The 24,637-nt window shown below is 76.1% G+C and carries 23 protein-coding genes; 11 read left to right on the top strand and 12 right to left on the bottom strand.

The features are described 5' to 3' along the window. Window positions 1–81: 81 nt before the first annotated feature. The 5 genes from HUT06_RS44585 to HUT06_RS16280 form a co-directional block, all read right to left on the bottom strand. Window positions 82–915: a GNAT family N-acetyltransferase gene (locus tag HUT06_RS44585; protein WP_176196506.1), complete on the bottom strand. Its 834-nt coding sequence runs from the start codon at window positions 913–915 to the stop codon at window positions 82–84. Between the two features lie 65 nt (window positions 916–980). Further along, a complete protein-coding gene (locus tag HUT06_RS16265) occupies window positions 981–1,421 on the bottom strand; it encodes a lasso peptide biosynthesis B2 protein (RefSeq protein WP_176196507.1) in 441 nt (146 codons plus the stop codon). After that, window positions 1,418–1,675: a lasso peptide biosynthesis PqqD family chaperone gene (locus HUT06_RS16270; protein WP_176196508.1), complete on the bottom strand. Its 258-nt coding sequence runs from the start codon at window positions 1,673–1,675 to the stop codon at window positions 1,418–1,420. The genes HUT06_RS16265 and HUT06_RS16270 overlap by 4 nt, the downstream gene beginning before the upstream one ends. Beyond that, entirely contained in the window at window positions 1,675–3,525 is a 1,851-nt protein-coding gene (locus HUT06_RS16275) for a lasso peptide isopeptide bond-forming cyclase (RefSeq protein WP_176196509.1), read from the bottom strand. Before HUT06_RS16275 ends, HUT06_RS16270 begins: the two co-directional genes overlap by 1 nt. A 19-nt stretch (window positions 3,526–3,544) precedes the next feature. Next, window positions 3,545–3,652: a keywimysin-related RiPP gene (locus HUT06_RS16280; RefSeq protein ID WP_138636238.1), complete on the bottom strand. Its 108-nt coding sequence runs from the start codon at window positions 3,650–3,652 to the stop codon at window positions 3,545–3,547. Between the two features lie 451 nt (window positions 3,653–4,103). On the opposite strand from HUT06_RS16280, the gene HUT06_RS16285 reads away from it, so the two are divergent. Beyond that, window positions 4,104–5,216, top strand: a complete 1,113-nt coding sequence (locus HUT06_RS16285) for an ADP-ribosylglycohydrolase family protein (RefSeq protein ID WP_176196510.1) — start codon at window positions 4,104–4,106, stop codon at window positions 5,214–5,216. Window positions 5,217–5,268: 52 nt separating this feature from the next. Here HUT06_RS16285 and HUT06_RS16290 read toward each other — a convergent pair whose 3' ends face one another. Then, complete coding sequence (locus HUT06_RS16290) at window positions 5,269–5,928, bottom strand: response regulator transcription factor (protein WP_176196511.1); 660 nt, start codon at window positions 5,926–5,928, stop codon at window positions 5,269–5,271. Then, entirely contained in the window at window positions 5,925–7,061 is a 1,137-nt protein-coding gene (locus HUT06_RS16295) for a sensor histidine kinase (RefSeq protein ID WP_176196512.1), read from the bottom strand. The genes HUT06_RS16290 and HUT06_RS16295 overlap by 4 nt, the downstream gene beginning before the upstream one ends. Before the next feature lie 216 nt (window positions 7,062–7,277). Here HUT06_RS16295 and HUT06_RS16300 point away from each other — a divergent pair, with 216 nt between their 5' ends. The 7 genes from HUT06_RS16300 to HUT06_RS16330 all read left to right on the top strand — a co-directional run bounded on the left by HUT06_RS16300 (window position 7,278) and on the right by HUT06_RS16330 (window position 15,280). Further along, window positions 7,278–8,723, top strand: coding sequence for an MFS transporter (locus HUT06_RS16300; protein ID WP_176196513.1), 1,446 nt, complete (start codon window positions 7,278–7,280; stop codon window positions 8,721–8,723). Continuing rightward, window positions 8,720–9,121: a cupin domain-containing protein gene (locus tag HUT06_RS16305; protein ID WP_176196514.1), complete on the top strand. Its 402-nt coding sequence runs from the start codon at window positions 8,720–8,722 to the stop codon at window positions 9,119–9,121. The genes HUT06_RS16300 and HUT06_RS16305 overlap by 4 nt, the downstream gene beginning before the upstream one ends. Continuing rightward, complete coding sequence (locus HUT06_RS16310) at window positions 9,118–10,875, top strand: ABC transporter ATP-binding protein (protein WP_176196515.1); 1,758 nt, start codon at window positions 9,118–9,120, stop codon at window positions 10,873–10,875. The genes HUT06_RS16305 and HUT06_RS16310 overlap by 4 nt, the downstream gene beginning before the upstream one ends. After that, window positions 10,872–12,602, top strand: a complete 1,731-nt coding sequence (locus tag HUT06_RS16315) for an ABC transporter ATP-binding protein (RefSeq protein WP_176196516.1) — start codon at window positions 10,872–10,874, stop codon at window positions 12,600–12,602. The genes HUT06_RS16310 and HUT06_RS16315 overlap by 4 nt, the downstream gene beginning before the upstream one ends. 40 nt (window positions 12,603–12,642) lie before the next feature. Then, window positions 12,643–13,146 (top strand): GNAT family N-acetyltransferase, encoded by a 504-nt coding sequence (locus HUT06_RS16320; protein ID WP_176196517.1) that lies wholly within the window; start codon window positions 12,643–12,645, stop codon window positions 13,144–13,146. 73 nt (window positions 13,147–13,219) lie between these two features. Further along, window positions 13,220–14,254 carry an SGNH/GDSL hydrolase family protein gene (locus HUT06_RS16325; protein ID WP_176196518.1) on the top strand — a complete coding sequence of 345 codons (1,035 nt, stop codon included), beginning with the start codon at window positions 13,220–13,222 and terminating at the stop codon, window positions 14,252–14,254. A 63-nt stretch (window positions 14,255–14,317) separates the two neighbouring features. Next, entirely contained in the window at window positions 14,318–15,280 is a 963-nt protein-coding gene (locus tag HUT06_RS16330; RefSeq protein ID WP_176196519.1) for a CapA family protein, read from the top strand. Between the two features lie 24 nt (window positions 15,281–15,304). Here HUT06_RS16330 and HUT06_RS16335 read toward each other — a convergent pair whose 3' ends face one another. Together HUT06_RS16335 and HUT06_RS16340 are read right to left on the bottom strand one after the other, a co-directional pair. After that, a complete protein-coding gene (locus HUT06_RS16335; protein WP_176196520.1) occupies window positions 15,305–16,204 on the bottom strand; it encodes an SDR family oxidoreductase in 900 nt (299 codons plus the stop codon). After that, entirely contained in the window at window positions 16,192–16,806 is a 615-nt protein-coding gene (locus HUT06_RS16340; protein ID WP_176196521.1) for a TetR/AcrR family transcriptional regulator, read from the bottom strand. The genes HUT06_RS16335 and HUT06_RS16340 overlap by 13 nt, the downstream gene beginning before the upstream one ends. Before the next feature lie 99 nt (window positions 16,807–16,905). Between HUT06_RS16340 and HUT06_RS16345 the strand changes: the two genes are divergently transcribed. After that, window positions 16,906–17,916, top strand: a complete 1,011-nt coding sequence (locus tag HUT06_RS16345; RefSeq protein WP_176196522.1) for a DUF3533 domain-containing protein — start codon at window positions 16,906–16,908, stop codon at window positions 17,914–17,916. On the opposite strand, the gene HUT06_RS16350 is transcribed toward HUT06_RS16345, so the two are convergent. Then, window positions 17,917–18,651, bottom strand: a complete 735-nt coding sequence (locus HUT06_RS16350; protein ID WP_254715211.1) for a YqjF family protein — start codon at window positions 18,649–18,651, stop codon at window positions 17,917–17,919. Window positions 18,652–18,746: 95 nt separating this feature from the next. Here HUT06_RS16350 and HUT06_RS16355 point away from each other — a divergent pair, with 95 nt between their 5' ends. Next, window positions 18,747–19,094 carry a ClpX C4-type zinc finger protein gene (locus HUT06_RS16355; RefSeq protein ID WP_176196523.1) on the top strand — a complete coding sequence of 116 codons (348 nt, stop codon included), beginning with the start codon at window positions 18,747–18,749 and terminating at the stop codon, window positions 19,092–19,094. A gap of 2 nt (window positions 19,095–19,096) precedes the next feature. Here HUT06_RS16355 and HUT06_RS16360 read toward each other — a convergent pair whose 3' ends face one another. Beyond that, window positions 19,097–20,104 (bottom strand): methyltransferase, encoded by a 1,008-nt coding sequence (locus tag HUT06_RS16360; protein ID WP_176196524.1) that lies wholly within the window; start codon window positions 20,102–20,104, stop codon window positions 19,097–19,099. A gap of 121 nt (window positions 20,105–20,225) precedes the next feature. Between HUT06_RS16360 and HUT06_RS43830 the strand changes: the two genes are divergently transcribed. Continuing rightward, on the top strand, window positions 20,226–21,725 hold the full coding sequence (locus tag HUT06_RS43830) for a serine/threonine-protein kinase (protein WP_254715212.1): 1,500 nt from the start codon (window positions 20,226–20,228) through the stop codon (window positions 21,723–21,725). 24 nt (window positions 21,726–21,749) lie between these two features. On the opposite strand, the gene HUT06_RS16370 is transcribed toward HUT06_RS43830, so the two are convergent. Beyond that, the gene (locus HUT06_RS16370; RefSeq protein ID WP_176196525.1) at window positions 21,750–24,599 is read right to left on the bottom strand and encodes a hypothetical protein; all 2,850 of its coding nucleotides are present in this window, start codon (window positions 24,597–24,599) and stop codon (window positions 21,750–21,752) included. Between the last annotated feature and the right edge of the window lie 38 nt (window positions 24,600–24,637).

Genomic DNA, 24,637 nt, shown 5'->3' on the forward strand with positions numbered 1-24,637 from the left:
GGCCCGCCCGGCCCGCCCGGCCCGCCGGAGTGGCGACCGGCGGGCGGGGCATGGGCGCGCGGGCCGGGGCCGGCCGCCGGGTCAGGTGAAGGAGAGGATGACGCGGTCCTCGACGGGGCGGTAGCCGATGCGGCGGTAGACGCCGTTGCTCGTCGGGTTGGCGAGGTCGGTGAACAGCACGACGTCCCCGGCCCCCGCGTCCAGCGCCGCCCGGGTCGCGGCCGCGGTGACGGCCGCGCCGTAGCCGCGGCGGCGGTGCCCGGCGGGCGTGTAGACGGGCGCGATCCGGGCGACGCCCCCGGCCGCCGCCGTGCGGCCCGCCATCGCCACCGGCCGCCCGCCGTCCTCCCACAGCGTGATGAGGCCGTCGGCGAGCCTGCCCAGCAGCACCGCCGGGTTCGGGTCGCCGTGCCCGCCGGCGTCCCGGTGGAAGGCCGCGGACCAGTCCGCCACCAGACCGCGGTCGGCGTCGCCGCCGGTGCGGGGAGCGCCGCCGGGCGCCGGGTCGGGCGGTTCGAGCCGGTCCAGCCGGTGGAGCCGCTGCCGCATCGTGACCCGCCCCGGCGCCCCGGTGCGGCGCGTCCACGCGGCCGCGAACGCCGCCGCCGCCTCCGGCGTGCCGTTGACGGCCCCGACCACCGGGTCGCGCTGCGCCAGCACGTCGGCCAGCTCCCGCGCGGCCCGCTCCGGCATCGCGCTCAGGAGCGGCGGATAGCGGTCCGTCGTCCACAGGCACGTGGCCGCGACGTCCGCGCCCTCCGTCCACCACCCGAACAGCGCGTGCGGGTAGAGGTCGCGGTGCCGCATGGACTCGGTCAGGGTCAGCGTCACGGTGTTGCGGACGGGGTCGCCCCGCAGGAAGCCTCCCGCCCGGCCGGTGAACTCCTCGTGATCGTCGCTCAGCGTCCATCCCATGGTCGAGCATGGGCACTCCCGGCCCCTGCCCGCACCCCATTTTCCGAGGCGCCGAAACACCGGGCTCACCGGGCGCGGCGTTCCGCGCCCGGCGGCGGGACGGTGATCAGCGGGGCGAGGTAGCCGGCCGGGACGTCCTCCCCGACGGGCGCCCCCTCCGCCTCCACCCAGGCGTGCGCGCCGAACGGCGGCAGCGTCCGGACGCCGGCGCACCAGGTGGGCCATCCGCCGCCCATCCGGCAGAGCAGGACGGTCGCCAGCGAGCGCGGCAGGCAGCCGCGCGGGCCGAGGCAGGCGAGGCTCACGGCGCGCACCGCGTCCCGCGCCGCCAGCGCGTGGTCGCGGCTCACCGGCCGGGCGCCCCGGCGCAGGACGCCGAGCACCGCCCGGAGGCGGCCGGGCGGCAGCAGTGCCAGCAGCCGGGCCAGCAGGACCGCGACCCGGGCCGCGGCGCGCCGCGCCGGCGGCACCCCGGTGGGGCGGTGCAGCGCGGCCGGGACCGTCACGGCGCCACCAGCCGGGCCTCGCGCAGCCGCTCGACCAGCGCCGCCACGTCCGCCAGCGCCCGCGCCGGGTCGACATCGAACTCCTCGGCGAGGGCCGCGGCGGCCCCCGCGGCGCCGCGCCCCTCCGCCAGCAGCCGCAGCACCCGCGCCGCGGTCGGGTTGAGCTGCCAGTAGTCCCCGCTGCCCTCGTCGAGCAGCACCGTCCCGTACCCGGTGTCGGCGGTGGACACGCCGGGGCGCAGCCGCAGGGTCATCAGGTCTCCTTCACTGAGGGGGCGGAGGCCGCCGCGCGGCGGCCGCCGTCCAGGGTCCGCAGCCACACCTCGCAGCCGACGGTGGAGTAGAGGATCGCCTCGCGGAGCGCGGGGGTGGCCGGGCGGGACGCCAGGTCGCGCAGCCGGGCCGCGTCGACGAGCCCGAGCCGGGCGAGCCGCGAGTCCTCCCACAGCGCCATCAGGTCGGCGCGGTGCACGCGCAGCCCGTCGGCGGCGTCCATGGACGCCTCCGCCTTGGTCGACCGGGTGAGGCAGGCGTCCGGGACGGTCCCGCGCATCGCCGCTACCAGCAGCGGCTTGTACCGCCACGGGGTGACGCGCTCCTCCGGGCGGACGCCGAGGCAGACCTCGACCACCCGGTCGTCCAGGAACGGGGACGCCGTCGGCAGCCCGGCGCGGGCGCTCATCCGCTCCCACTGCCGGACGATGCGGGCGCAGGCCCGGATGGCGTGCAGGTCGGCGTGCCGGCCCCGGTCGGGCGCGAGCGGCTCGGCGGCGCGGGCGGCGTCCCGCAGCACGTCCGCCGCCATGCGCTCGGCGTCCGGGGTGACCCAGCCGAACAGCCGGGGCGGGTCGTCCCAGCCGAGCGCGCCGGTCACGGGCGGGGCGGGCGGGCGGCGCAGCCCGGCGGCCGCGTCCGCGAGCCAGCGGCGGTACGGGCGGGCGTCGGCCAGCGCCGCCGCCAGCGGGCCGAGCGGCCAGTCGAACAGCGCCCGGAAGCCGCGCAGCCGCGGCAGGGCGAGCCGCGGCCGGCGGCGCAGCAGCCCGTGGTAGTGGGCCTCGGAGCACCAGGCGACGTGGTCGCCGCCGATGCCGGTCAGGTGCAGCCGGCTGCCCTTCGCCAGCAGCCGGGGGACGTGGCTGAGGACCCGCGCCCGGTCCATCATCCCGATGGACGGCTCGTCGAGGGCGTCGTCGATCTCCAGGAGCCCCGCGTACACCAGCGGCGACTCCTCGGCGGGCCACACCGCGTGCTCGACGCCGGGCAGGCGGGCGGCGGCGCGGCGCGCCCACTCCAGGTCCTCGTCGGCCGGGTCCCGGCCGGGCCAGGTGCCCGCGACGACCCGCGCCTCGCCGCGCGCGGCGAGGAAGCACACCGAGGTGGAGTCGAGGCCGCCGGACAGGTCGCAGCTCACCGTCCCGCCGCCCGCCGTGCGCGCGTCGACGGCCGCGGTGAGCGCGTCCGCGAGGCCGGCGGCGCCCGCGGCCAGGGAGCGCTCCGCCTCGGGCGGCGTCCACCAGCGGCGCACCCGGGCGCCGCCGTCCGGCTCCAGGTTCAGTTGCGAGCCCGGCTCCACGGCGGTGAGGCCGCGCCACATCGGCGTGTGCGGCAGCGGGTGCGGGAGCGGCCACAGCAGCCGCGCCGCGACCTGCCGTTCGTCGAGGTCCGCGCCCGCCAGCGCGGCGAGGACGTCGGCGCGGTCGGCGGCGACCGTCACGCCTGCGACCTCGGCGTGGAACACCAGCCGCAGCCCGGCCGCGTCGCCCTGCACGCGGGTGCGGCCGTCCAGCGCGGCCACGAGGTGGAAGCTCCCGGGCAGTGTGCGGGCGAGCCCGTCCAGCCCGGTGAGGCCGGTGAGCCGCCCCGCCTCCCGGCGGAGCCGGTCGCCGGGGGCCGGGGTGCCGAGGACGGCGATCCGGGTGGCGCCGGCCTCCGCCGCGGTGACCGCGGCGGCGGTCCAGTTCCCGATGATCCAGGGCCGTCCGGAGGCGTACCGCAGCGTCCGGTCGTGGGGAATGGCCGAGGCCACGGCGAGGGCGGCCGCGTGGTCCGGCAGGACCACGAAGAACGCCTCGCCGCGACCCGGCATGCCGTTCGGTTCAGGCATGTGCGTCAAGGCGCCGTCGTCAGTTCTTGCTGAGCACGACGCGGTCGTTGCCGTGCCGGCCGAGCAGGCCGGTCACCTTGCGGAACGAGCCGGCCGCCACCAGGACGGGCGTTTCGTACGGCTTCATCTTCTCTCCTTGTGCTGGGCCGTGCATTTCCTGGAGGAGCTCCCAATTCCGCCCTCGCGAAAGGCGAAACGAGCGGAGTATGGCACCGCTAATGCGCGCCGCGCCACTTGGGCAATTCCTTCACCTGCGCTGACGCCGACGTGGCGAACGTGTCCGGAGAATCGGGCCAAAGTCGGATAAGTCGAGCGCGCTGCACGTGCATCTGACCGTCCGATAACGCGTGCGGGCTAGCCGGACCGACATTCTTCGATGGCTTTCCGGTACATCACAAGGTCTACCGCGCGCCAGGAAGATGGCATCGCCGGTGCGCATTTGCGCGCCGCGCGAGGGAAGGCCAATCTCCGCGTCCGGCGGCGGCGGCCGGCGGCCGGGAACGGCCGTCCCGCGGACGCGGGAATCGCCGCGCCCGCCATGCGGTGGCCGCGTGCGCCGCACCGGTAGCGTGACCGGCATGACGGACAAGACCGGTGATCGGATGCTCGGCTGCCTTCTCGGCGGCGCGATCGGCGACGCGCTCGGACGCCCGGTCGAGGGCATGGCGCTCGCCGATATCCGCGCCGCGCACGGCCCGGCGGGCGTCACCGGGTTCGCGGGGCGGGGCGAGATCGGGGAGGCGACGCAGCTGGGCCTGCTGACCGCGCAGGCGGGCGTCCAGGCGTCCATCCGGGCCCGCGCGAGAGGCATCGGCGGCGCCTACTTCGGCCTCGTCCAGTCCAACTACCTCGCGTGGCTGGCGGCCCAGGGCGAGCCGCTCCCCGCGCAGGACCCGCACATGAGCGGCCCGGCCCTGCGGGATCCGGCGGTGACGGCGCGCCGCGGCGCGGGCCGCACGACCCTCGCCGCGCTCCGCGAGGCCGCGGAGCGCGGCAAGCCGGGGTGGCCGCTCGGCCGGGTGGACGAGCCGGTCAACGACTCCAAGGGCTGCGGCGGGACGATCCGCGCCGCGTCCGCGGGCTTCGGCTACCCGAACCGGGCGGCCATCTTCACGCGGGGGCAGGGCACGGCGGCCCTCACCCACGGCCACCCCTCGGGCCACCTTCCCGCCGGGGCCTTCGCCGTCGCCGTCTCCTCACTCGTCCACGGCGCGTCCCTCACCGACGCCGTGGAGCACGCCATGGCGGAGCTGCGCGAGCACCCCGGCCACGAGGAGACGACGGCCGCGCTGGAGCAGGCGGTCGGCCTGGTGCGGGGCGGTCCGCCGTCCGCCGCGCGGCTGGAGGGCCTCGGACGCGGCTTCACCGCGCCCGAGGCCCTGGCCATCGCCGTCTACGCGGCGCTGGCGGCGGAGGCGGCGGGCGGGTACCCGCTGGAGATCGTCCCGCGCGGGCTGCTGCTCGCCGTCAACCACTCCGGCGACAGCGACGCCACCGGCGCCGTCTGCGGCGGCCTCCTCGGCGCCCGGTACGGGGCGCGGGCCGTCCCCGAGCACTGGCGCGCCGGCGTCGAGGCGGCGGCGGTCATCGCCGAGCTGGCCCACGGCACGGCGGTCGAGTTCGGCCCCCGGCCGCCCGCCGACGCCTACGGCGAGCCCCCGATGGACTGGCACATGCGCTTCTACGCCTGACGCCGACCGGGCCAGGCCGGGCCAGGCCGGGCCGGGCAAGGCCAGGCAAGGGTCAGGCGGTGCGCGGGGCGACGAGCCCGGACTCGTAGGCGAATACGACGAGCTGCGCGCGGTCCCGCGCGCCCAGTTTGATCATCGCCCGGCTGACGTGCGTCTTCGCGGTGGTCGGGCTGATCACCATGTGCCCGGCGATCTCGTCGTTGGACAGCCCGCGCGCCACCAGCGCGGTGACCTCCCGCTCCCGGTTGGTCAGCACGCCGAGCGCGCCGGGCTCGGGCCCGGGGCGGCGCGCGACGTACTCGCCGATCAGCCGGCGGGTGATCGCGGGGGACAGCAGCGCGTCGCCGCGGGCCGCGACCCGGACGCCCTGCACCAGGTCGGCGGGCTCGGTGTCCTTCACCATGAAGCCGCAGGCGCCGGCGCGCAGCGCGTTGAAGACGTACTCGTCGAGGCCGTAGTTGGTGAGGATCACGACGTGCACGCCGGCCAGCCGCTCGTCGGCGGCGATCAGCCGGGTCGCCTCGATGCCGTCCATCACCGGCATCTGGACGTCGACGAGGGCGACGTCGGGCCGGTGCTCGGCGGCGAGCGCGACGCCCCGCTCGCCGTCGGCGGCCTCGGCGACCACCTCGATGTCGTCCTCGATCTCCAGCAGGGCCCGGAAGCCGCCGCGGATGAGCGCCTGGTCGTCCACGAGCAGCACGCGGATCACGCCGGCTCTCCCAGCGGGAGCTCGGCGCAGACGGTGAAGCCGCCCCCGGGACGGGGCTCGGCGCGCAGCCGGCCGCCGAGCGCGGCGACCCGCTCGCGCATGCCGAGCAGGCCGGTGCCGGGGACGGGCGGCGCCTGCGGGTCGGCCTTGCCGTCGTCGTCGACGCGCACCACCAGGCCGCCGTCGGCGTAGTCGATGCGCACGGCGGCGGCCGCGGCGCCGGCGTGCCGGGAGACGTTGGTGAGCGCCTCCTGGACGATCCGGTACGCGGCCCGGTCCACCTCGTCCGGCAGGTCGCGGCGGGTGCCGGAGATCGTCACGGTGGCCGGGAGCCCGGTGGAGCGGGCGCGCTCCACCAGGTCGTCCAGCCGGTCGAGGCCGCTGGCGGCGGCGTCGGCGGCGCCCTTGTCGCGCAGCACCTCCAGGGTGGCGCGCAGCTCGCGCATCGCGTCGCCGCTGGCCTCCTGGATCGCCACCAGCGCGGGCGGGACGTCCTCGCCGCGCCGCCGCGCGACGTGCACGGCCACCCCGGCCTGCACCTTGATGATCGAGATGCTGTGGGTGAGGGAGTCGTGCAGCTCCCGGGCGATCCGCAGCCGCTCCTCGCCGGCCCGGCGCAGCGCCGCCTCGTCGCGGGTCCGCTCGGCCTCGGCGGCGCGCTGCTCGACCTCCTCCAGGTACGCCTGCCGGTGCCGGGTGACCGTCGCGACCACGCCGGCCGCGACGAACCAGCCGAGCAGCAGCGAGGTGTCCTCCAGGTCGTCGATCAGGCCGCCGCCGCCGGGCAGGCTGACCGCGAGGCCGGCGCCGAGGAAGGCCGCGCCCGCGAGCGCCGGGGCCGCCCGGTGGCCGGCCCGCACCGCCGCGAAGACCGACACCAGCACCGGGAACACGGGCGAGGGGCCCGGCTGGACGTGCACCGTGACCGCGAGCATGCAGACCGTGCTGACCAGCAGCGCCGCCAGGGGCGCCCGCCGCCACGCGACGAGCGCCAGGCAGCCGGCGAGGGCGAGCGCGATGTCCGCGGGCCCCGCGTCCGGCGCGGCCGCGACGAAGACCACCGGCAGGACGGCCACCGCCGCGGCGAGCAGGCCGTCCTGGGCGAGCGGCCGCCACCCGTCCAAGAACCTCATCTGCGTAGATTAAGGCGCTCTTCCGGCGCAGCGCCTCCGCCGCACGTCGCAGAACCGGGCTACTCCCGGGGAAGTAGGCCGGCGGTTCCTGCTCCCCGGGTGCCGGACGAAGGAGTCTTCCCCGGCAGGACGACCGCGGACCGCCCCGGAAACGACGATGTCCGGCATGCGCACGAGTCAACGAAGGCATCCCCGCGCGGCCCGAGGCGGGCCGCGATGACGATCAAGGAATCGGCGCGGACGGCACCGGCCGCCGCGCCGGAGGCACGGGCCGGTCTCGTCCTCGCGGCGGTCGCCGTCGTGCAGTTCATGGTGTCGCTGGACCTGTCGGTCGTGAACGTCGGGCTCCCGGAGATCGCCGCCGGGCTCGGTTTCGGCCCCGCCGGGCTGACCTGGGTGATCCACGCCTACGCGCTCACCTTCGGCGGGCTGCTGCTGCTCGGCGGGAAGGCCGCCGACCGGTACGGCCGCAAGCGCGTCCTGCTGGCCGGGCTCGGCCTGTTCGGCCTCGCCTCCCTGCTCGGCGGCTTCGCGCAGGCGCCCGGCCACCTGGTGGCGGCCCGCGCCGCGCAGGGCGTCGGCGCCGCCGCGCTGGCCCCGGCCGCGCTGGCGCTGCTGGCCGACGCCTTCCCCGCGGGCCGGGCCCGCGTGCGGGCCTTCGGGATCTGGAGCGCGGTGAACGCCGCCGGCGGCGCCCTCGGCGTCCTCATCGGCGGTCTCCTCACCGAGTACGCGAGCTGGCGCGCGGTGATGTTCGTGAACGTGCCGATGGCCGCGGTCGCGCTGGCCATGGCCTGGCGGGGCGTCGCCGCCGCCCCGCCCCGGGCGCGCGGGGGCCGCCCGGACGTGCTCGGCGCCGTCCTCGCCACGGGCGGGCTGACCCTGCTGGTGTTCGGGGTCGTCCGCGCGGACCAGCACGCCTGGACGTCCGCCCCCACGATGGCGAGCCTGCTGTCCGCGGCCGTGCTGCTGACCGCGTTCGTGCTGGTCGAGCGGGGCACCGGCCGCGACCCGCTGGTGCGGCTCGGCCTGTTCGCCAACCGCTCGGTCGCCGGCGCCAACGCCTTCAACCTGCTGACCGGGGCCGCCATGGCCTCGGCGTTCTACTTCATGTCGCTGTACCTCCAGCGGGTCCTCGGGCACGGCGCGGCGCTGACCGGCGTCATGTTCCTGCCGTTCGCCCTCGGGGTGATCGCGGGCTCCGTGCTCGCCGTGAAGCTCGGCTACCGCCTCGCGCCCCGCCGCCTCCTGGCGGCCGGCGCGGCGCTGGCCGCGGCCGGGTTCGCCTGGTTCGGCCTCATCAGCCCGGACGGCTCCTACGGCGCCGACGTCCTCGGCCCCGCGGTCGTCGCCAGCACCGGCTTCGGGCTGTGCCTGGGGCCGCTCGTCTCCATCGCCACCGGCGGCGTCGCCCCGGCCGAGACGGGGGTCGCCTCCGCGCTGCTCAACAGCTCCCGCCAGATCGGCGCGTCGCTCGGCCTGGCCGCCCTCGGCACCGCGGCGAGCGACCGCGCCGGCGGTGCCGCCACACCCGCGGCCCTCAACGACGGGTACGCGCTCGGCCTGGTCCTCGGCGCCGCCCTGCTGGCCGCCGCCGTCCTCATCGCCCTCACCGTCCTGCCCAGGACGAGCCCGCCGCCGCAGGAAGGACCCTCCGCATGACCATCGCGCCGATCGACCTCTTCGAGGCGCCCGTCCGCCTCCAGCGGGGCGGCACCGTCCGCACCGGGAGCACCGCGGGACCGTCCGACCTGGACGGCTGGGAGCTGCGGACGTTCCACGCCAAGACCGCCGCGGACGTCCGCGCCGACCACTGGGAGGTCCACCCCGAGGCCGACGAGGTCGTGTCGTGCCTCATCGGGAAGATCCGCCTCTACCTGCGCCCCGAGCGGCCGGAGCGGCGGGAGGAGGAGATCCGGCTGACGGCCGGGACCGCCGCCGTCGTCCCGCGCGGCCGCTGGCACCGCATCGAGCTGGACACCCCCAGCACGATCATGGTCGCGACGCTGCCGCGCGGCCGCCGCCTGGAGAAGCGGGCCGGCGCGGCGGGGGAGCGTTGAGCGCGGCGGGGCTGCTGCGCCCCTACCGGTGGAGCTTCGCCGCCGTCGTGGTCCTCCAGGTGGCGGGCGCCGTCGCGGGGCTGGCGCCGCTGCTGGCGGTCGTGGAGCTCGGCCGCGCCCTGCTGTCGCCCGGACCGCTCGACCGCGGCCACGTCTGGGCCGCCGTCGTCGCGGGCGCGGCCGGGCTGCTCGTCCGGCTGCTGGCCACCGGCACGGCGTCGGCGCTCGGGCACCTCCTCGACGACCGGGTGCAGCTGGACTTCCGCCGCCGGCTGGCCGCCCGGCTCGGGCTCGTGCCGATCGGCTGGCTGTCGGCCCGCCGGACGGGCGAGCTGGCGAAGGTCGCGGGGGAGGACGTGAGCGCCGTCCACCCGTTCATCGCCCACACCCCCGGCGAGCTGGTGTCCGCGTTCGTGGTCCCGGCGGTGTCGCTGGCCTACCTGTTCACCGTCGACTGGCGGCTCACGCTGATCACGCTGATCCCGGTCGCGCTGGCGGTCGCGACGGTGCCGCTGATGATGACCCCCGCCCGGCTGCGCGAGCAGGCGGAGTTCGACGCCGCGATGGGGCGGATCTCCGACTCCGTCGTCGAGTTCGTCCAGGGCATCGCGGTGGTGAAGACGTTCGGCGGCGGCGAGCGCGCGCACCGCGCGTTCTTCTCCGCCGTGGACGCCTTCACCGCCTCCTTCTTCCGGATGGTGCGCGGCCTCGCCGGGATCGCCGCCGCGATGCAGACGGTGCTGTCGCCGCCGTTCGTGCTGCTGGTGGTGCTGACCGGCGGCGCGGTCCTGATCACCGAGGGCGGCATGCCCGCCGCGGACCTGCTGCCGTTCCCGCTGCTCGGGCTGGGGCTGACCGCTCCGGTGCGGGCCCTCGGCCACGGCTTCGACGACATGCAGGCCGCCCGCCGCGCGGTCGGCCGGATCCGGGACGTCCTCGACGTGCCGGCGCTGCCGGAGCCGGCCCGCCCGGCCGCGCCGCGCGGCCACCGGGTGGAGCTGCGCGGCGTCCGGTTCGGGTACGACGCCGGCCGCGAGGTGCTGCGCGGCATCGACCTGGTCCTCGAACCGGGGACGGTCACCGCCCTCGTCGGGCCGTCGGGGAGCGGGAAGTCGACGCTCGTCCAGCTCCTGCCGAGGTTCTTCGACCCCGGCGAGGGCGCCGTCCTGCTCGGCGGCGCGGACCTGCGCGAGATCGGGGCCCGCGAGCTGTACCGGACGGTCTCCTTCGTGTTCCAGGACGTCCGGCTGCTGCGCGCCTCGGTCGCCGACAACATCGCGCTCGCCGTCCCGGGGGCCGGGCGCGGCGACGTGGTCCGCGCCGCGCGGCTCGCCGACGTCCACGACCGGATCCTGGAGTTGCCGCGCGGCTACGACACCGTGATCGGCGACGAGGCCCGGCTGTCGGGCGGCGAGGCGCAGCGGATCGCGCTCGCCCGCGCGCTGCTCGCCGACACGCCCGTCCTGGTGCTGGACGAGGCGACCGCGTTCGCCGACCCGCGGACCGAGCGGGCCGTCCGCCGCGCCCTCGCCGCGCTGGAGGGCGACCGGACGGTGCTGGTCATCGCCCACCGCATGGAGACGATCGCCGACGCCGACACCGTCGTGGTCCTGGAGGACGGCGCGATCGCCGAGCGCGGCCGGCCCGCCGACCTGCTCGCCCGGGGCGGGCGGTTCGCCGCGCTCTGGGACGCCCACCGGTCGGCCGCCGCCGACGGGACCGACACCGTGCCGCAGGGAGGCATGCCCCGATGATCCGACTGCTGCTGCGCGTGCTGGGCCCCGAGTACGCCCCGCCGGTGCGCCGCACGGTGGCGCTGATGGCGGTGACCGCCGTGGTGGAGGGGCTGGCCTGCGCGCTGCTGGTCCCCGTCCTGCGGGAGCTGTTCGGCAGTACGCCCGAGGACGCCCGCCCCTGGCTGATCGCGTTCGGCGCGGCGGTCGCCGCGTACGCGGTGCTGCGCTACGTCAGCGACCTGTCCGGTTTCCGCGCCGCGACCACGCTGCTGGACGGCATGTACCACCGGCTCGGCGACCACCTGGCCCGGCTGCCCGTCGGCTGGTACGGGCCGGGCCGCGTCGGGGAGGTGTCGGTCCTGGCCGGGCCCGGCGTGCTGCAGGCGATGAGCGTGATCGCCCACCTGCTGGCGCCGTACATCTCCGCCTGCACGACCCCGCTGACGATCGTCGCCGTGATGTTCGCCTTCAACTGGCAGCTGGGGCTGGCGGCGCTCGCCGCCGTCCCGGTCGTCGCGGTGATCCAGGTGTGGGCGGGGCGCTCGACGGCCGCCGCCGACGAGGACCGCCACGAGCGCGCCCACGAGGCGACCGGGCGCGTCATCGAGTACCTCCAGGCCCAGCCGGTGCTGCGCGCCGGGGGCCGGACCGCCGAGCGCTTCCGGCTGCTCGACGACGCCCTGGCCGAGCTGCGGCGCGCGTCCCGCCGGACGACGCTGTCGGCGCTGCCCGGCGCCCTCGGCCTGACGCTCGCGGTGCAGGCGGTGTTCACCGGGTTGCTGGTCCTCGGCGCCCACCTCGCGCTCGGCGGGGACATCGGCGCGGCGGAGCTGCTGGCGGTCCTGGTGCTGGCCGCCCGCTGCGCCGACCCGCTGCTGGCGCTGTCGGAGTTCGCCGGCCGGATGCGGGCCGCGCGCTCCCAGCTGGCGAGGCTGGAGGAGGTGCTGCGCACCGAGCCGCTGCCGGAGCCGCCCGAACCGGTCCTGCCGGTGCGCGGCGACCTGGAGTTCGCGTCCGTCACCTTCCGGCGGGACGCCCGCACGGTGATCCGGGAGCTGTCGCTGGCGGTGCCGGAGGGGCGGCGGCTCGCCGTCGTCGGCCCGTCCGGCGCGGGCAAGAGCACCCTGCTGCAGCTTCTCGCCCGCTTCTACGACGTGGACGCGGGCTCGGTCCGCGTCGGAGGGGTGGACGTGCGGGAGATCAGCACCGACGCGCTGATGGAGCGGATCGCCGTCGTCTTCCAGGACGTCTACCTCTTCGACGGCACGATCGAGGAGAACGTGCGCCTCGGCCGTCCCGGCGCGGGCGACGCGCAGGTGCGGGCGGCGGCGACCGCGGCCCGGCTGGACGAGGTGGTCGAGCGGCTGCCCGGGGGATGGGCCGCGAACGTCGGCGAGGGCGGCGCGCTGCTGTCGGGCGGCGAGCGGCAGCGGGTCTCGATCGCGCGGGCGCTGCTGAAGGACGCGCCCATCGTCCTGCTGGACGAGGTGACCTCCGCGCTGGACCCGGTGAACGAGGCGGCCGTCCACGCGGGCATCGAGCGCCTGATGGCGGGCCGGACCGTGGTGATGGTGGCGCACCGGATGCGGACCGTCCGCCGCGCCGACCGCATCGCGTTCCTGGACGGCGGCCGGATCGTCGAGGAGGGGACCCACGAGGAGCTGCTGGAGCGCGGCGGCCGCTACGCCGAGTTCTGGGACCTGTCCCTCGCCCCGGCGGCGGCGCGCCCGGCGGACGGCCGCTAAATGGGAGGCCGCACCCGGGGGCGCGGCCTACGATCGCGGCATGGGGTACGAGGTACGGCCGGCGCGGCCCGCGGACCTGCCGGGGCTGGCGAACATCGAGAACTCGGGCAATCCGATGTTCGAGGAGATCGGGATCGTGTTCCCGCCCGGCCCGACCGTGATCGAGGAGCTGATCGGTGACGCCGGCGCCCGCATCGTGGTGGCGGGCGACCCGGCGGTCGGCTTCGCGGCGGTCGAGGAGCTCGACGGCGCCGCGCACCTGGAGCAGATCTCGGTGCGCGGCGACCTGACCGGGCGGGGGATCGGCGCCGCGCTGCTGGCGGAGGTCATGGCGGGGGCGGCGGCGTCCGGGTCGCCCGGCGTCAGCCTGCTGACGTACCGGGACGTCCCGTGGAACGGCCCCTGGTACGCGCGGCACGGCTTCGCGGAGCTGCCCGCCGAGCGCTGGGGCCCGGGGATCAGGTCCTATTGGGCCGCCGAGATCGAGGCGGGCCTGCACGACCTCGGGCCGCGCGTCGCCATGTGGGCGCCCTGCGCGCAGTAGCAGATCTACAATGTAAAGGCGGGAACCCGGGGCGGCGCGCGGACGTCTGCCTGAGGGACGTGAAGGAGGACGCTTGATCAGCCCGGTCGCACGGCTGCGGGACCGTCTCGGCGAGCGCCGTGCCGCGCTCGTCCTCCTCGCCGTCCTGCTGGCACTGGCCGTCGTCCCGGTGGTGGCGCTGCCCGCGGCGCGCTGCGAGGTGCTCGGCGCCGGATGCCGGACGCCCGTCCCGCAGCAGCGCGCCGACCCGGTCGCCGCCGAGCGGGCCCCGACGCCGCTGGAGGCGGCCACGCGGGGCTCCTACGCCGCGCTCGGGGACTCCTACTCGGCGGGCGTCGGCGCGGAGGCGACCGCGGCCGACCACAACCCGCTCGCCCGCTGCCACCGGACGTCCAAGGCGTACTACCACGAGGTCAGCCAGGCGTTCCGGTTCGCGAAGGGCACCTCGTTCTGGGCCTGCTCGGGCGCCACGACGCGGGACGTCCTGAAGGGGCGGCACGGCGAGCCCCCGCAGATCGGCCGCATCGGACGCGACACCAGCCTGATCACCCTCAGCATCGGCGGCAACGACGTCGGGTTCTCCAAGGTGCTCGCCGGCTGCGTGGTGAAGCTGCCGTGGAGCAAGAGCTGCACCCGGCAGGGCGAGGAGATCGCCGGGAAGCTGGCCGAGCTGCGCCAGAGCCTGCCGTCCCTGCTCGCCGACATCACCGAGCGGGCCCCGTACGCGCGGGTGGTCGTGATGGGGTACCCGAAGGCGTTCTCCGAGGTCAGCGGCGTGGACGCGGACAACATCACGGTGTCGGACCAGCGCTGGCTGAACGCCCGCGCCTACGAGCTGGGGCAGCTGATCCGGCAGTCGGTCGCGGAGGCCGACGCGCGCAAGGCCGCCACGCACGCCCGCGGCAGCGTCGAGTTCGTCGACGCCTACAACGCGTTCGCCGGGCACGAGGTCGGCAGCCGGAACGCGTACATGAACGGCCTGGCGCTGAAGCTGCCCGCCCTGGAGGCCGAGCCGCGCAGCTACCACCCGACGGTCGCCGGCCAGCACGCCCTCGCGCAGCTGTTCATCGAGCAGATCAAGAAGGGCCCGGGCCGCCCGCTGTCCTAGCGGGGGAGGACGCGCTCCACCGCTCGTAGGCTGGGAGGGGACGTCCCGTCGAGGGGGGACCCGATGGCCATCACGGTGGCGCTCGCCGGGGACACCATGCTCGGGCGCGGCGTGGGAGCGCGGATCGCCGAGTCCGGCCCGCACGGCCTGTTCTCCGGTGGCGTGCGCGAGGCGTTCGCGGAGGCCGACCTGGCGCTGCTGAACCTGGAGTGCTGCGTCTCCGACCGCGGACGGCCCTGGGACGCGCCGGGCAAGCCCTTCCACTTCCGGGCGCCGCCGACCGCGGTCGACGTCCTCGCCGAGCTGGGCGTCGACTGCGTGACGCTCGCCAACAACCACGCCCTCGACTACGGCGCCGACGCGCTGGCGGACACGGTCGGCGTCCTCGGCCGGGCCGGGATCCGGACGGTCGGGGCCGGTGAGGATCTCGCGGCGGCGCGGGCGCCCGCCGTGCTGGAGGCGCGCGGGACGCGCCTCGCGGTGGTGGGCGTCACCGACCACCCGGCCGACTTCGCCGCGGGGCCCGGCCGTCCCGGTGTCGCCTTCGCCGATCTGCGGCAGGGCGTTCCGGACGACCTGGCGCGGCGGATCCGCGAACTGCGGGACGACGCCGGTGCCGTGCTCGTGATGCCGCACTGGGGCCCGAACATGACCTCCGAACCGCTGCCCTACGTCCGCCGGGCGGCCCGGAGCCTCGTGGAGGCCGGCGCGTCGCTCGTCGCGGGCAGTTCGGCGCACGTGTTCCACGGCGCGGCCCCGCCGGTCGTGTTCGACATGGGCGATCTCATCGACGACTACATCGTCGATCCGATGCTCCGCAACGACCTGGGCCTGCTGTTCCTGGTCACCGTGGACGAGGGGCGGCCGTCCCGGATCGAGGCGGTGCCGCTCCGGCTCGGCTTCGCCCGCACGGAGTGCGCGGAGGGCGCCGACCACGCCTGGATCACCGAGCGCTACACCGTCGCCTGCCGCGCCTTCGGGACGGACGTCGCCGTGCGGGACGGCCGCCTCGTCGTCGCGCCATAGCGGGTCGCGCCAGAGGCCGGCGCGCTACAGCGGGTCGCCGAGCGGCCTGTACTCGTCCACCAGCGCTTCGGCCCAGTGGGCGGCGAAGTCCGGCCGCGTGCCGTCGGCGTCGGTGAAGCCGTACTCCCGGTAGAGGCCCCAGGTGGCCAGCGCCCGGCCCGACTTGTCCATGATGTTCGGGTCGGCGGCCAGGGCGGCGACCGCCCGTCCGAGATAGGCGGGGGACTCCGAGTACGCGAAGTGCGGGTCCCGCGCGACGGCGTCCCGCCAGGTGTCCTCGGTGACGCCGAAGTGGTCGAGGACGGCCTCGGACCGCAGGAACCCGGGCGTGACGGCGACGGCCGCGACCCCGTGCGGCCGCAGCTCGGCGGCCTGCGCGAACGCCAGCCGGATCACCGCCGACTTCGCCAGGTCGTAGAAGAACGAGCCGCGGTACCGGGCGGTGTTGCCGTCGGTCACCTCCACCACCAGGCCGCGCCGCCGCGCGACCAGCAGCGGCAGCGCGAACCGGCTGGTGATCACGTGGGTTTCGACGGCCTGCCGCAGCAGCCGGAGCCCGGTGCCGAGGTCCTGCTCCCACAGCGGGTGCTCCCAGTCGGTGAGCGGGTCGCCGCCCCACACGCAGTTGACGAGCACGTCGAGCCGCCCGTCCCGCTCCGCCGCGATCCGGTCGGCCAGCGCGCGCACCTCGTCCGGCTCGCCGTGGTCGACGCGCACCGGGACGCCGGTGCCGCCGGCCGCGGTGACCCGCGCGGCGGTCTCCTCGATCGTCTCCGGCCGGTCGAGACCGGAGCGGCCCGCCGCGCTGCTGCGCCCGGTCACGTAGACGGTCGCGCCGGCGGCCCCGAGCTCGACGGCGATGCCGCGTCCGCCGCCGCGCGTCCCGCCGGCGACGAGGGCGACCTGCCCGGTCAGTTCTCCCACAGTTCCTCCTCGCCCTTGCCGATGTGCGGTGCGAGGACGGCGCGGATCTCCTGCCGGAGCCGGTCCGGGAGCGTCCCCTCGCGGTCGAGGGCCCAGCTCAGGCCGGTTCCCGTGACGACGGCCCGGACCGTCCGGGCGAGGGCCCGGGTGTCGGTGCCGGCGCGGAGTTCGCCGCCGGCCGCCGCCTCGTCGAGCAGCAGCTCGATCACCCGGCCCTGCGCCCGGTGGACGGCCAGGGCGTGCTCGTGCAGCTCCGGATCGGTGAGGTCCACGCACAGGAAGGCCAGATGGTTCGCGAACCGCTCCGGTGTGGACATCTCGGACATCGACCCGACCGCGAAGGCGCCGAGCGCCGCCAGCGCCGACACGTGCCCCGGCCTCGCCCGCGCGTACAGCGCCTCGGGCTCCTGGACGGCGGTCGCGGCCAGCGCCACCAGCAGCCCGCGCTTGGACCCGAACCGCTGGACGAGCGTGCCCGGCACGAGGCCCACCTCGCCGGCCACCGCGGCGAGGGTGAGCCCGGCCGGCCCGACCCGTCCGATCACCTCGACCGCCGCCCGCAGAATCGCCGCGTCGTCGACGCCCCTCGGCCGCCCCGCCATCGCGCCTCCATGAATAAATGAACGTGCATTTATAAAAGCATCACAGCTCCGCGGGCACAAGTGCAGTTACGTATCGTGACGATGGGGTAGCCATGTGCAATGAACGGCTCGCCTCAGCCCGAACGCGGTGTGTCCTATCCGGTCACCGGGCTGTTCATGGTGGCCGTCTTCCTGCTCGGCGCGGCGTTCATCGCGTCCTACGTGGGCGGGCTCCACGCGCCGCACCCGCACCGGGTGCCGGTCGCCGTGGTCGGCCCGCCGGACGCCGCCGCCCGCGTCGGCGCCGCGCTGGACCGCCAGGGCGACCAGTTCGACGTGCGCGCCTACCCGACCGCCGGGGCCGCGCAGCGGGCGATCCGGCACCGCGACGTCTACGGCGCCTACGTGCCGCAGCAGGGCCGGCTGCTCGTCACCACCGCCTTCGGCCCGGCCACCAGCGGCCTGCTGCGCGGCGCGTTCGCGCAGGTCGCGGCGTCCGGCGGGCAGACCCTCGCGGTGCGGGACGTGGTGCCCGCCGACGCGGGGGACTCCGAGGGGCTCGTCCCGTTCTACCTGGTGATCGCGTGGATCGTCAGCGGCTACCTGGTCGCCGCGATCGTCGGCCTCTACCGGGGGATGGCGGCCCTGACGCCGCGCGACGCCGTCGCCCGCCTGCTGGCCTTCGCGGTGTACTCGGCGGCCGTCGGCGCCGCCGGGACCCTGATCGTGGAGACCGGCTACGGCTACCTGCCCGGCCACCCCTGGCTGCTCACGGGCGTCGGCGCCCTGTGCGTGTTCGCCGTCGCGGTCGCGACGGCGGCCGCCGAGAGCCTGCTCGGCATCATCGGGACGGCGCTGGCGATCCTGGTGTTCGTCGTGCTCGGCAACCCGTCCGCCGGGGGGCCGTGGCCGCTGCAGATGCTGCCGGGATTCTGGCGGGAGGTCGGCCCCTGGCTGCCCAACTGGGCGGGAACGGAGGCCGTCCGGAACGCCGTCTACTTCGACGGCAACGATCTGACCAGGCCCCTGGTCGTGCTGGCGGTCTGGGCCGTCGCGGGGATGGTCCTCTTCCTGCTGCTGGCCGGGCGCAGCAACCCGGTGATGCGCTTCCCCGGCCCTCCGGTCGACTGATCAGCCGCCCGGCAGGCCGAACCGCACCGGCACGCCCGGCGAGTAGAGCACGCTGACCGGCTCGCCCAGCGGCCCCGGCAGCCCCGCGGCCGCCACGAGGTCCTGCTCGCAGCGCAGCAGTGCCGCCCGGTGCAGCGGCCACCGCGGGTGGACGTTCGGCAGGAACCGCACCCGCCCGAGGACGTCGTTGTGCATGCCCCAGCGCGCGGTGAGGAAATGCTCCAGTTCGGACGGCTCCTCCACCCGCTCGCCGATCCGCACGTCGATCCGGCTGTAGGCGCCGCGCGGCCCGGGCCACCGCCGCGAGCTGGTGTAGCTGATGACGTCCTTGCGGGCCCGGACGGACATGCGCGACCACTGGTACGGCATCCGGAACCCCGTCCGCGCGATCGCCACGGGCAGCAGCCGCGAGGCGTCCAGCGAGCGGAACACCACGCCCCGGCGCCCCTGCGCGTCCACCGAGTACAGCCGCACGTTGGTCTCCGGGAACGTCCCCAGGTACGGGACGCCGGGCAGCCCGAGCCACCCGACCCGGTCCATCCAGAACGCGACGAGACCGACATACGTGGCCCCGTCCAGCGTGTCGGGCTCGACGCCCTCCGGCAGCAGCGGCGCGACCCGCCGCGGCTCCACGGCCCAGTGGACGAACGCCAGGTCGAGCCACCACTGGGTGAGCAGCGGCCGGGAGATCACTCCCGGCGCATCGGCCGCGACGGGCTCAGGTACCACGGACACGGCGCCATCGTCCCACAGCCCCTCCTTCCGGACCCTTGTCAGGGTGCCCCTGACGGCTTACCCTGTCAGGGCAACCCTGACGAACGGGAGCCGCCATGACGATCCGATGCACCTTCTGCAACAAGCCGCACAGCGAGGTCGGCCGCATGGTCGCCGGGCCGGGCGTCCACATCTGCAACGAATGCGTGGCCCTCGCGGACGCGATCATCAAGGAGTACAAGGACAAGCCCGCTGAGCTGCGCCTGCCGCCGTGGGAGTCGCTGGACGACGACCAGATGCTCGACCACATTCCCCGCGTCGCCGCCGCGATCACGCAGGTCGAGACCGACCTGCGCGAATGGGTCCAGGAGCTGCGCCGGCGCGGCGTCACCTGGACCAGGATCGGCGAGGCCCTCGGTATCACCCGCCAGTCCGCCTGGGAGCGCTTCTCCGGCGAGGACTGAGATCAGGGCCGCAGCTCGACGATGGACCGCGAGCCGCCCGGCGTGACCGGCCCGGCGCGCAGCCCGGCCGACGCGGCCAGCTCGGCGAGTTCGGCCAGCGTGCGCTCCCGGCCCCGGACGTAGCAGAGCATCCGCAGGTCGCCCTCGGTGTCCGGCGCGCCGCCCCGGGAGTCGGCGACGTGGTCCACGACGAGCACCCTCCCGGTGCCCGCGGCGGCGTCGGCGCACCGCCGCAGGATGCGGCGGGCCTCACCGTCGTCCCAGTCGTGCAGGACGCCGGAGAGCACGTACCCGCCCGCCCCGGCGGGCAGCGCGTCGAAGAAGCTCCCGGCCCGCGCGTCGGCCCGGTCGCCCAGACCGGCCTCGGCGATGGCCTCCTCGGCCCGCGCGACCGGCCCGGCCAGGTCGACCACGGTCCCGCGCAGCTCCGGATGGGCGCGCAGGAGGGCGATCAGCAGGCTGCCGTTGCCGCCGCCCACGTCGACCACGCGGCCCAGGTCGCCCCACGGGTAGGCCGCCGCTATGGCGGGCCCCTCCGCCGCGAGCCGGTCGCCCATCAGCGCGTCGAACGACGCCGCCCGCCCGGCGTCGGCGGACAGGTCTTCCCAGTACCCGCGGCCGAACCTTCGGGGGAAAGCGGGCTCACCGGTGCGGACGGTGTGCAGCAGTTCGACGAAGCACAGTTCGGCGCGCCCGATGGAACCCTCCAGATCGAGCAGGGCCCGCATGCGCTCGGGGTGGTCGTCCCGCAGGCGCTCGCCCAGCTCCGTCAGGCCGTAGGCGCCGTCACCCTCGGGAGCCAGCACGCCGGCGGTCACCAGATGCCTCATCACCCGGCCGAGCGCGTCCGGCTCGGCGTCCACCGCCGCGGCGAGCGCCGCCGGAGTGCGCCGCCCGGCGGCGATGTGATCGGCCAGCCGCAGCGTCGCCGCCACCCGGATCGCCATCGGAGTCACCAGATCGGCGGCGGCCCACAACCGCCCGCCCCACCGCTCCTCGTCCGCGGCCATGGCGCCTCCTCGACGGTCGTCCGGTCCCGCATCGGCAACCCTGGCACCGCCCCGCCCACGCCGTCCACGGCGGCGCGCGTTCGACGAGATCCCGGCGGGGAGGGCGCGGTACATTCCGACCGTGAGCTGGGACCGTGAAGGGGTGCTGGCGGGCCGGTACCGCAACCTCGGCCGGATCGGGCAGGGCGGGATGGGCGCGGTGTGGCGGGCCCATGACGCCGATCTCGACCGCGAGGTCGCCATCAAGGAACTGCGGGTTCCCGAGCAGGTCACCGAGCAGGAGCGCGCGGTCTGGTACGCGCGGATGGAGCGCGAGGCGCGGGCCGCCGCCCGGCTGCGGCACCCGGCCATCGTCACCGTCTACGACCGGGTCATGGGCGAGGACGGCCGCCCGTGGATCGTGATGGAGCTGATCCAGGGGCGGTCGCTGGAGCGGCTGCTGGCCGAACGAGGGCGGTTGTCGGCGCGGCAGGTGGCCGGAATCGGCCTCGCGATGCTGGACGCGCTGTCGGCCGCGCACGCGCAGGGCGTCGTGCACCGCGACGTCAAACCGGCCAACGTGCTCCTGGAGGGGGAGCGAGTCGTCCTGACCGACTTCGGCATCGCCGCGGTGGAGGGCGACGCCACGCTCACCCGTTCGGGCGCGGTGCTGGGGACGCCCGCCTACATGTCCCCCGAGCAGGTGCGCGGCGAGACCACCACTCCCGCCTCCGACCTGTGGTCGTTGGGCGCGACGCTGTACGCGGCGGTGGAGGGCCGTCCGCCGTTCACCGCCCCCACCCACGGGGCCCTGTTCATCGCCATCGCCACCCGGGAGCCGCCCCCGCCCGCGTGCGGCGGGCCGCTCGCGCTCCTCCTGACCGGCCTGCTCCGCAAAGACCCCGCCGCCCGGCCGTCTCCGGCGCACGCCCGCGAGTTGCTCGCCGCCGCGGCCGACGGCGGCGAACCGCCTCCCGCTCCGGCCCGCCCGTCCGCTCCGGGGCCCGCGCGCGACCGCGCCCGCCCGGTCGCCGTCCGGGGCGCTCTCGCCTGCGCCTGGACGGCGGTCGCCGGCACCCTCCTGCTGCCGTTCGAGATCGGTGACGGGATGGGAGGGAAGGTCGTGCTGGAGGAGGGCCCGTACTGGCTGATGGGGCTGCTGGTGGTCCTGATCGCCCTCTCGGCGTGGCTGTGGACCCTTCCGCACCGGCCCGTGCCCGCCCTGGCCTGCGTGGTCGTCGTCGACCTCGCGGCCCTGCTCGCGGCGCCGGTGGGGCGGCTCCCCATCGCGTCGCAGTACGTGCTGTTCTCCGGGACCGCCGAGGTCGGGTACGGCACGGCCTTCGCCTGGCTGGCGGGAGCGGCGGCGCTCATGCTCGCCTTCACGGCGGTGAACGGGCCGCCGGCCGCCGGAACGCCGTCTCGCAGGCCGCTCGGGGCGCTGCTCGGACCGGTCGTCGTCCTTGAAGGCCTGGCCGCGGTGCTGTGGCCGGTGCTCGCCTTCGGGGCCATGGGCAAGTCGATCAACCTGGCCCCGCTCACCGTCGACTTCGTCGACACGTGGATGCTCGTGGCCGCGCTCGCCCTCATGGGACTGGCCTGGACCACCGCCCACATCGTCCTTCACGCCAGACGGGTCTGAACTGGAAGAGACCGCCGGCGGTCCTCAGCGGGGGCAGGGCTTCAGGCCCGGGGCCGGGACGCCGCCGTTCAGGCGGCCGCAGATGGGGGCGGCGACCGGGGTGCCGTCCCGCAGCGTGACCTTGATCATGGTGAGGCCGCGGTCGCCGGGGCCGTTCACCTCGTGCCGGTCGCCGCGGAAGTCGATGTCGCCGGTCGCGGCGTTGCGGACGTACAGGTGGCGCAGCTCCAGCAGGACGGCGCCGGACGTCACCGAGCGGCTGCCCGCCACCGGCGCGGATCCGGCGGCGGTGAGGCCGAGGCCCGCGAAGGCGTTCTGCGCAGCCTGGCCGAGGGCCACGACGGCGTCGTAGGTCAGGGCCATCTGCCCGTCCACCAGCAGCGGTTCGTCGGGGCGGACGCGGGGGCCGCCGATGCCGAGCAGGTTGCGGGCGAGCAGGAAGAACCCGTTGGTCTGGTCGGCGTCCCCGGCGATCAGGAACGGCAGGTGGACGAAGGCGGTGTGGTAGACGACGGTGTTCGCCGGTATCGGGACCTCGTGCGGGCCGGTGCCGAACCGGGTCTTGGTCACGTCGTCGCCGGCCATCAGGACGAGGTGGCGCCGGGTGCAGCCGCCCTGGACGAGCCCGTTCATCAGGCCGGGGAGGTCCTCGGAGCGTCCGGCGAAGTAGACGAACGGGGCGGCGGCGCTCTCGCAGTTCCGCTTCACCTTGTCGGCGATGTCGTCGGTGTCGGTATAGACGACGCGGTCGACGGTGCGGGGCGCGAGCGCGCGGGCGACGTCGTCGGCGATCTCGCGGCTGTAGGCGTCCCTGGACGGGCCGGGCGCGCGGTGGACGAGCATCAGCCGGGAGATCGGCCTGCCGCGCAGCTCGGCGCGGACGGCGGCGCGGGTCGCGGCGGCCTCGTCGAAGTCGGTCGAGGCGAGCCCGTAGTAGTGCGGCAGCGCCGGGAGGCGGTCGGAGGAGTTGACGGTGTTGACGACGGGCAGCCCGGCGGCGATCAGCCGTTCGATGGCCGCGCGGGAGTGGTCGGTGTTGCGCCCGAACCCGGCGACGCCGACGAGGGTGGGGTCGCGGTGGGCGATGTCGAGGATGCGGTCGGCGGTCTCGGCGGAGAACAGCATGTTCTGCCCGGTGTTGGCGGGCAGCAGCCGCACCTTGAGGGGGTTGCCGACCTCGCCGGGCTGGCCGGAGCGGTTGTTGCGCATCTGGGCGAGGTGTGCGCCGGCGAGTTCGCGGATGCTGCTCACGGTCAGGTCGCTCTGCCCGGGGCTGGCGGTGAAGATGCCGGCGTAGACGATGGTGACGTAGGGCTTGCGGGAGTCGAGGACGGCCTGGTTCTCGTCCTCGACGCGCCGCTGGAGGTCGGCGAGGGTGAGCCGGGAGCCGGTGTTGCGGGGGGACGGGCGGCGCCGCTCCCCGTCCAGCCCGATGCTGTCGCGGCCGCGCTCGAACCGGACGCCGTGCGTGGAGACGCCGACGCATTCGCGGCTGCCGTCGCCGTTGGTCTGGATGCGGGTGTCGCCGTTCCAGTCGACGGGGAACCCGACGCTGCAGTAGGTGGAGCGCAGGCTGGTCTGCGCGTAGACCAGGACGAGCGCGAGCGCCAGCACGGCGGCGGCGAGGCTGCGCCACGACCACAGCCACGTCCAGCGGGGGCGGCGCCGCACGGTGAACTCGTCGGGGCGCTCGGCGGCGGGGTCGCCGGTGACCGGGATCCGCAGCAGGTAGGGCAGCGGCACCGACTCGCTCGGGCCCTGCGCGGTGCCGAGCGAGGAGCGCCACCGCTCGTACCGCTCGCGGGGGTCGCCGCCGGGGGCGGGGCCGCCGAGTTCGTCGCGGGTGGCGGCGTCGACGGAGGCGATGACGATCAGCGGGTGGAACTCGCTGCGCCGCGCCCGGATGTCGCTGATCGCCGACAGCACGGCGAGCCCGCCGTTGTGCCGCCGGGCCCCGGCCAGGAACACCACGGGCGGGGACGGGCGCTTGAAGCCGCGCAGGTCGGGCGCGGACCGCCGGTGCTGGTCGCGCAGGTCCTCCAGCAGCGCGAACGTCTTGATCTGGAGCAGGAACCGGGCCGCGTCGGGCTTGGTGAGCCGCTCGCACACCCGGTGCAGGCGGCCCTCGAAGCCGAGGTCGTCGCCGCCGTCCTCGCCGTCGCCGAGGACGGCGAAGAACGACGTCCGGGCGAACCAGCGGTACCGGCCGCCGAACCCGAACGCGGACAGGACGGGCAGCCAGATCCGCCGGGTCGAGATCCCCGCGATGACCAGCAGGACGGCGGCGAGGCAGGCCGCCGCGGTGAGCAGGATGAGGCTCGGCGTCTGCTCGGCGATGCCGCCGGCCAGCACGGCGATCATGGCGACGAGGGAGCCGCCGACGGTCGTCCACCAGCCGGGGGCGCGCAGCGGCCCGTTCTGCCAGCGGAACAGCCGGGCGTGCTCGTTCCAGCGGTCGACGGCGGCGACGGGGGAGCGCCGGTACGGGGGCGGGGCGGCGGACCCGTCCGGGCCGGGTTCGGCGGCGGCGGCCTGGATCGTCCGGACGAGGTCGGAGCGGGGGAAGCGCAGCCGGCCGAACGGCGACCGGGTGTGGGTCCAGGTCAGCGGCTGGGAGACCGCGTCGACCAACGCGATCGCCGCGGCCTCCGCGCCGCCGCCCGGGAGTTCGGGGGAGATCGCGGGCAGGCCGGTCTCGGCGGCGAACCGCTTCAGCTCGTCGAGGTGCCGGCCGGGCGCGTCCGGGTCGCCGGCCGGCTCCAGGACGATGACCGGGTACGGGCGCGAGTCCAGCCGCCAGGGCAGCCGCCCGGACATCCAGTCGAACAGCGCGAACAGGCCGCGTCCGGACTCGGTGGGTCGGGGGTTGCCCACGGCTCGCCTTCCCAGGGATCTTGTGTCGGTGGGAAGCG

Origin of the sequence: Actinomadura sp. NAK00032 (assembly GCF_013364275.1) — a bacterium.
Taxonomy (GTDB): domain Bacteria; phylum Actinomycetota; class Actinomycetes; order Streptosporangiales; family Streptosporangiaceae; genus Spirillospora.

Coding starts and splice junctions, on each gene's coding strand:
- HUT06_RS16270 (WP_176196508.1), bottom strand. CDS start 1,675: ATGACCCTGCGGCTGCGCCCCGGCGTGTCCACCGCCGACACCGGGTAC.
- HUT06_RS44585 (WP_176196506.1), bottom strand. CDS start 915: ATGGGATGGACGCTGAGCGACGATCACGAGGAGTTCACCGGCCGGGCG.
- HUT06_RS16340 (WP_176196521.1), bottom strand. CDS start 16,806: ATGGCGGGGCGGCCGAGGGGCGTCGACGACGCGGCGATTCTGCGGGCG.
- HUT06_RS16320 (WP_176196517.1), top strand. CDS start 12,643: ATGGGGTACGAGGTACGGCCGGCGCGGCCCGCGGACCTGCCGGGGCTG.
- HUT06_RS16355 (WP_176196523.1), top strand. CDS start 18,747: ATGACGATCCGATGCACCTTCTGCAACAAGCCGCACAGCGAGGTCGGC.
- HUT06_RS16300 (WP_176196513.1), top strand. CDS start 7,278: ATGACGATCAAGGAATCGGCGCGGACGGCACCGGCCGCCGCGCCGGAG.
- HUT06_RS16280 (WP_138636238.1), bottom strand. CDS start 3,652: ATGAAGCCGTACGAAACGCCCGTCCTGGTGGCGGCCGGCTCGTTCCGC.
- HUT06_RS16330 (WP_176196519.1), top strand. CDS start 14,318: ATGGCCATCACGGTGGCGCTCGCCGGGGACACCATGCTCGGGCGCGGC.
- HUT06_RS16345 (WP_176196522.1), top strand. CDS start 16,906: ATGAACGGCTCGCCTCAGCCCGAACGCGGTGTGTCCTATCCGGTCACC.
- HUT06_RS16285 (WP_176196510.1), top strand. CDS start 4,104: ATGACGGACAAGACCGGTGATCGGATGCTCGGCTGCCTTCTCGGCGGC.
- HUT06_RS16305 (WP_176196514.1), top strand. CDS start 8,720: ATGACCATCGCGCCGATCGACCTCTTCGAGGCGCCCGTCCGCCTCCAG.
- HUT06_RS16360 (WP_176196524.1), bottom strand. CDS start 20,104: ATGGCCGCGGACGAGGAGCGGTGGGGCGGGCGGTTGTGGGCCGCCGCC.
- HUT06_RS16315 (WP_176196516.1), top strand. CDS start 10,872: ATGATCCGACTGCTGCTGCGCGTGCTGGGCCCCGAGTACGCCCCGCCG.
- HUT06_RS16295 (WP_176196512.1), bottom strand. CDS start 7,061: ATGAGGTTCTTGGACGGGTGGCGGCCGCTCGCCCAGGACGGCCTGCTC.
- HUT06_RS16275 (WP_176196509.1), bottom strand. CDS start 3,525: ATGCCTGAACCGAACGGCATGCCGGGTCGCGGCGAGGCGTTCTTCGTG.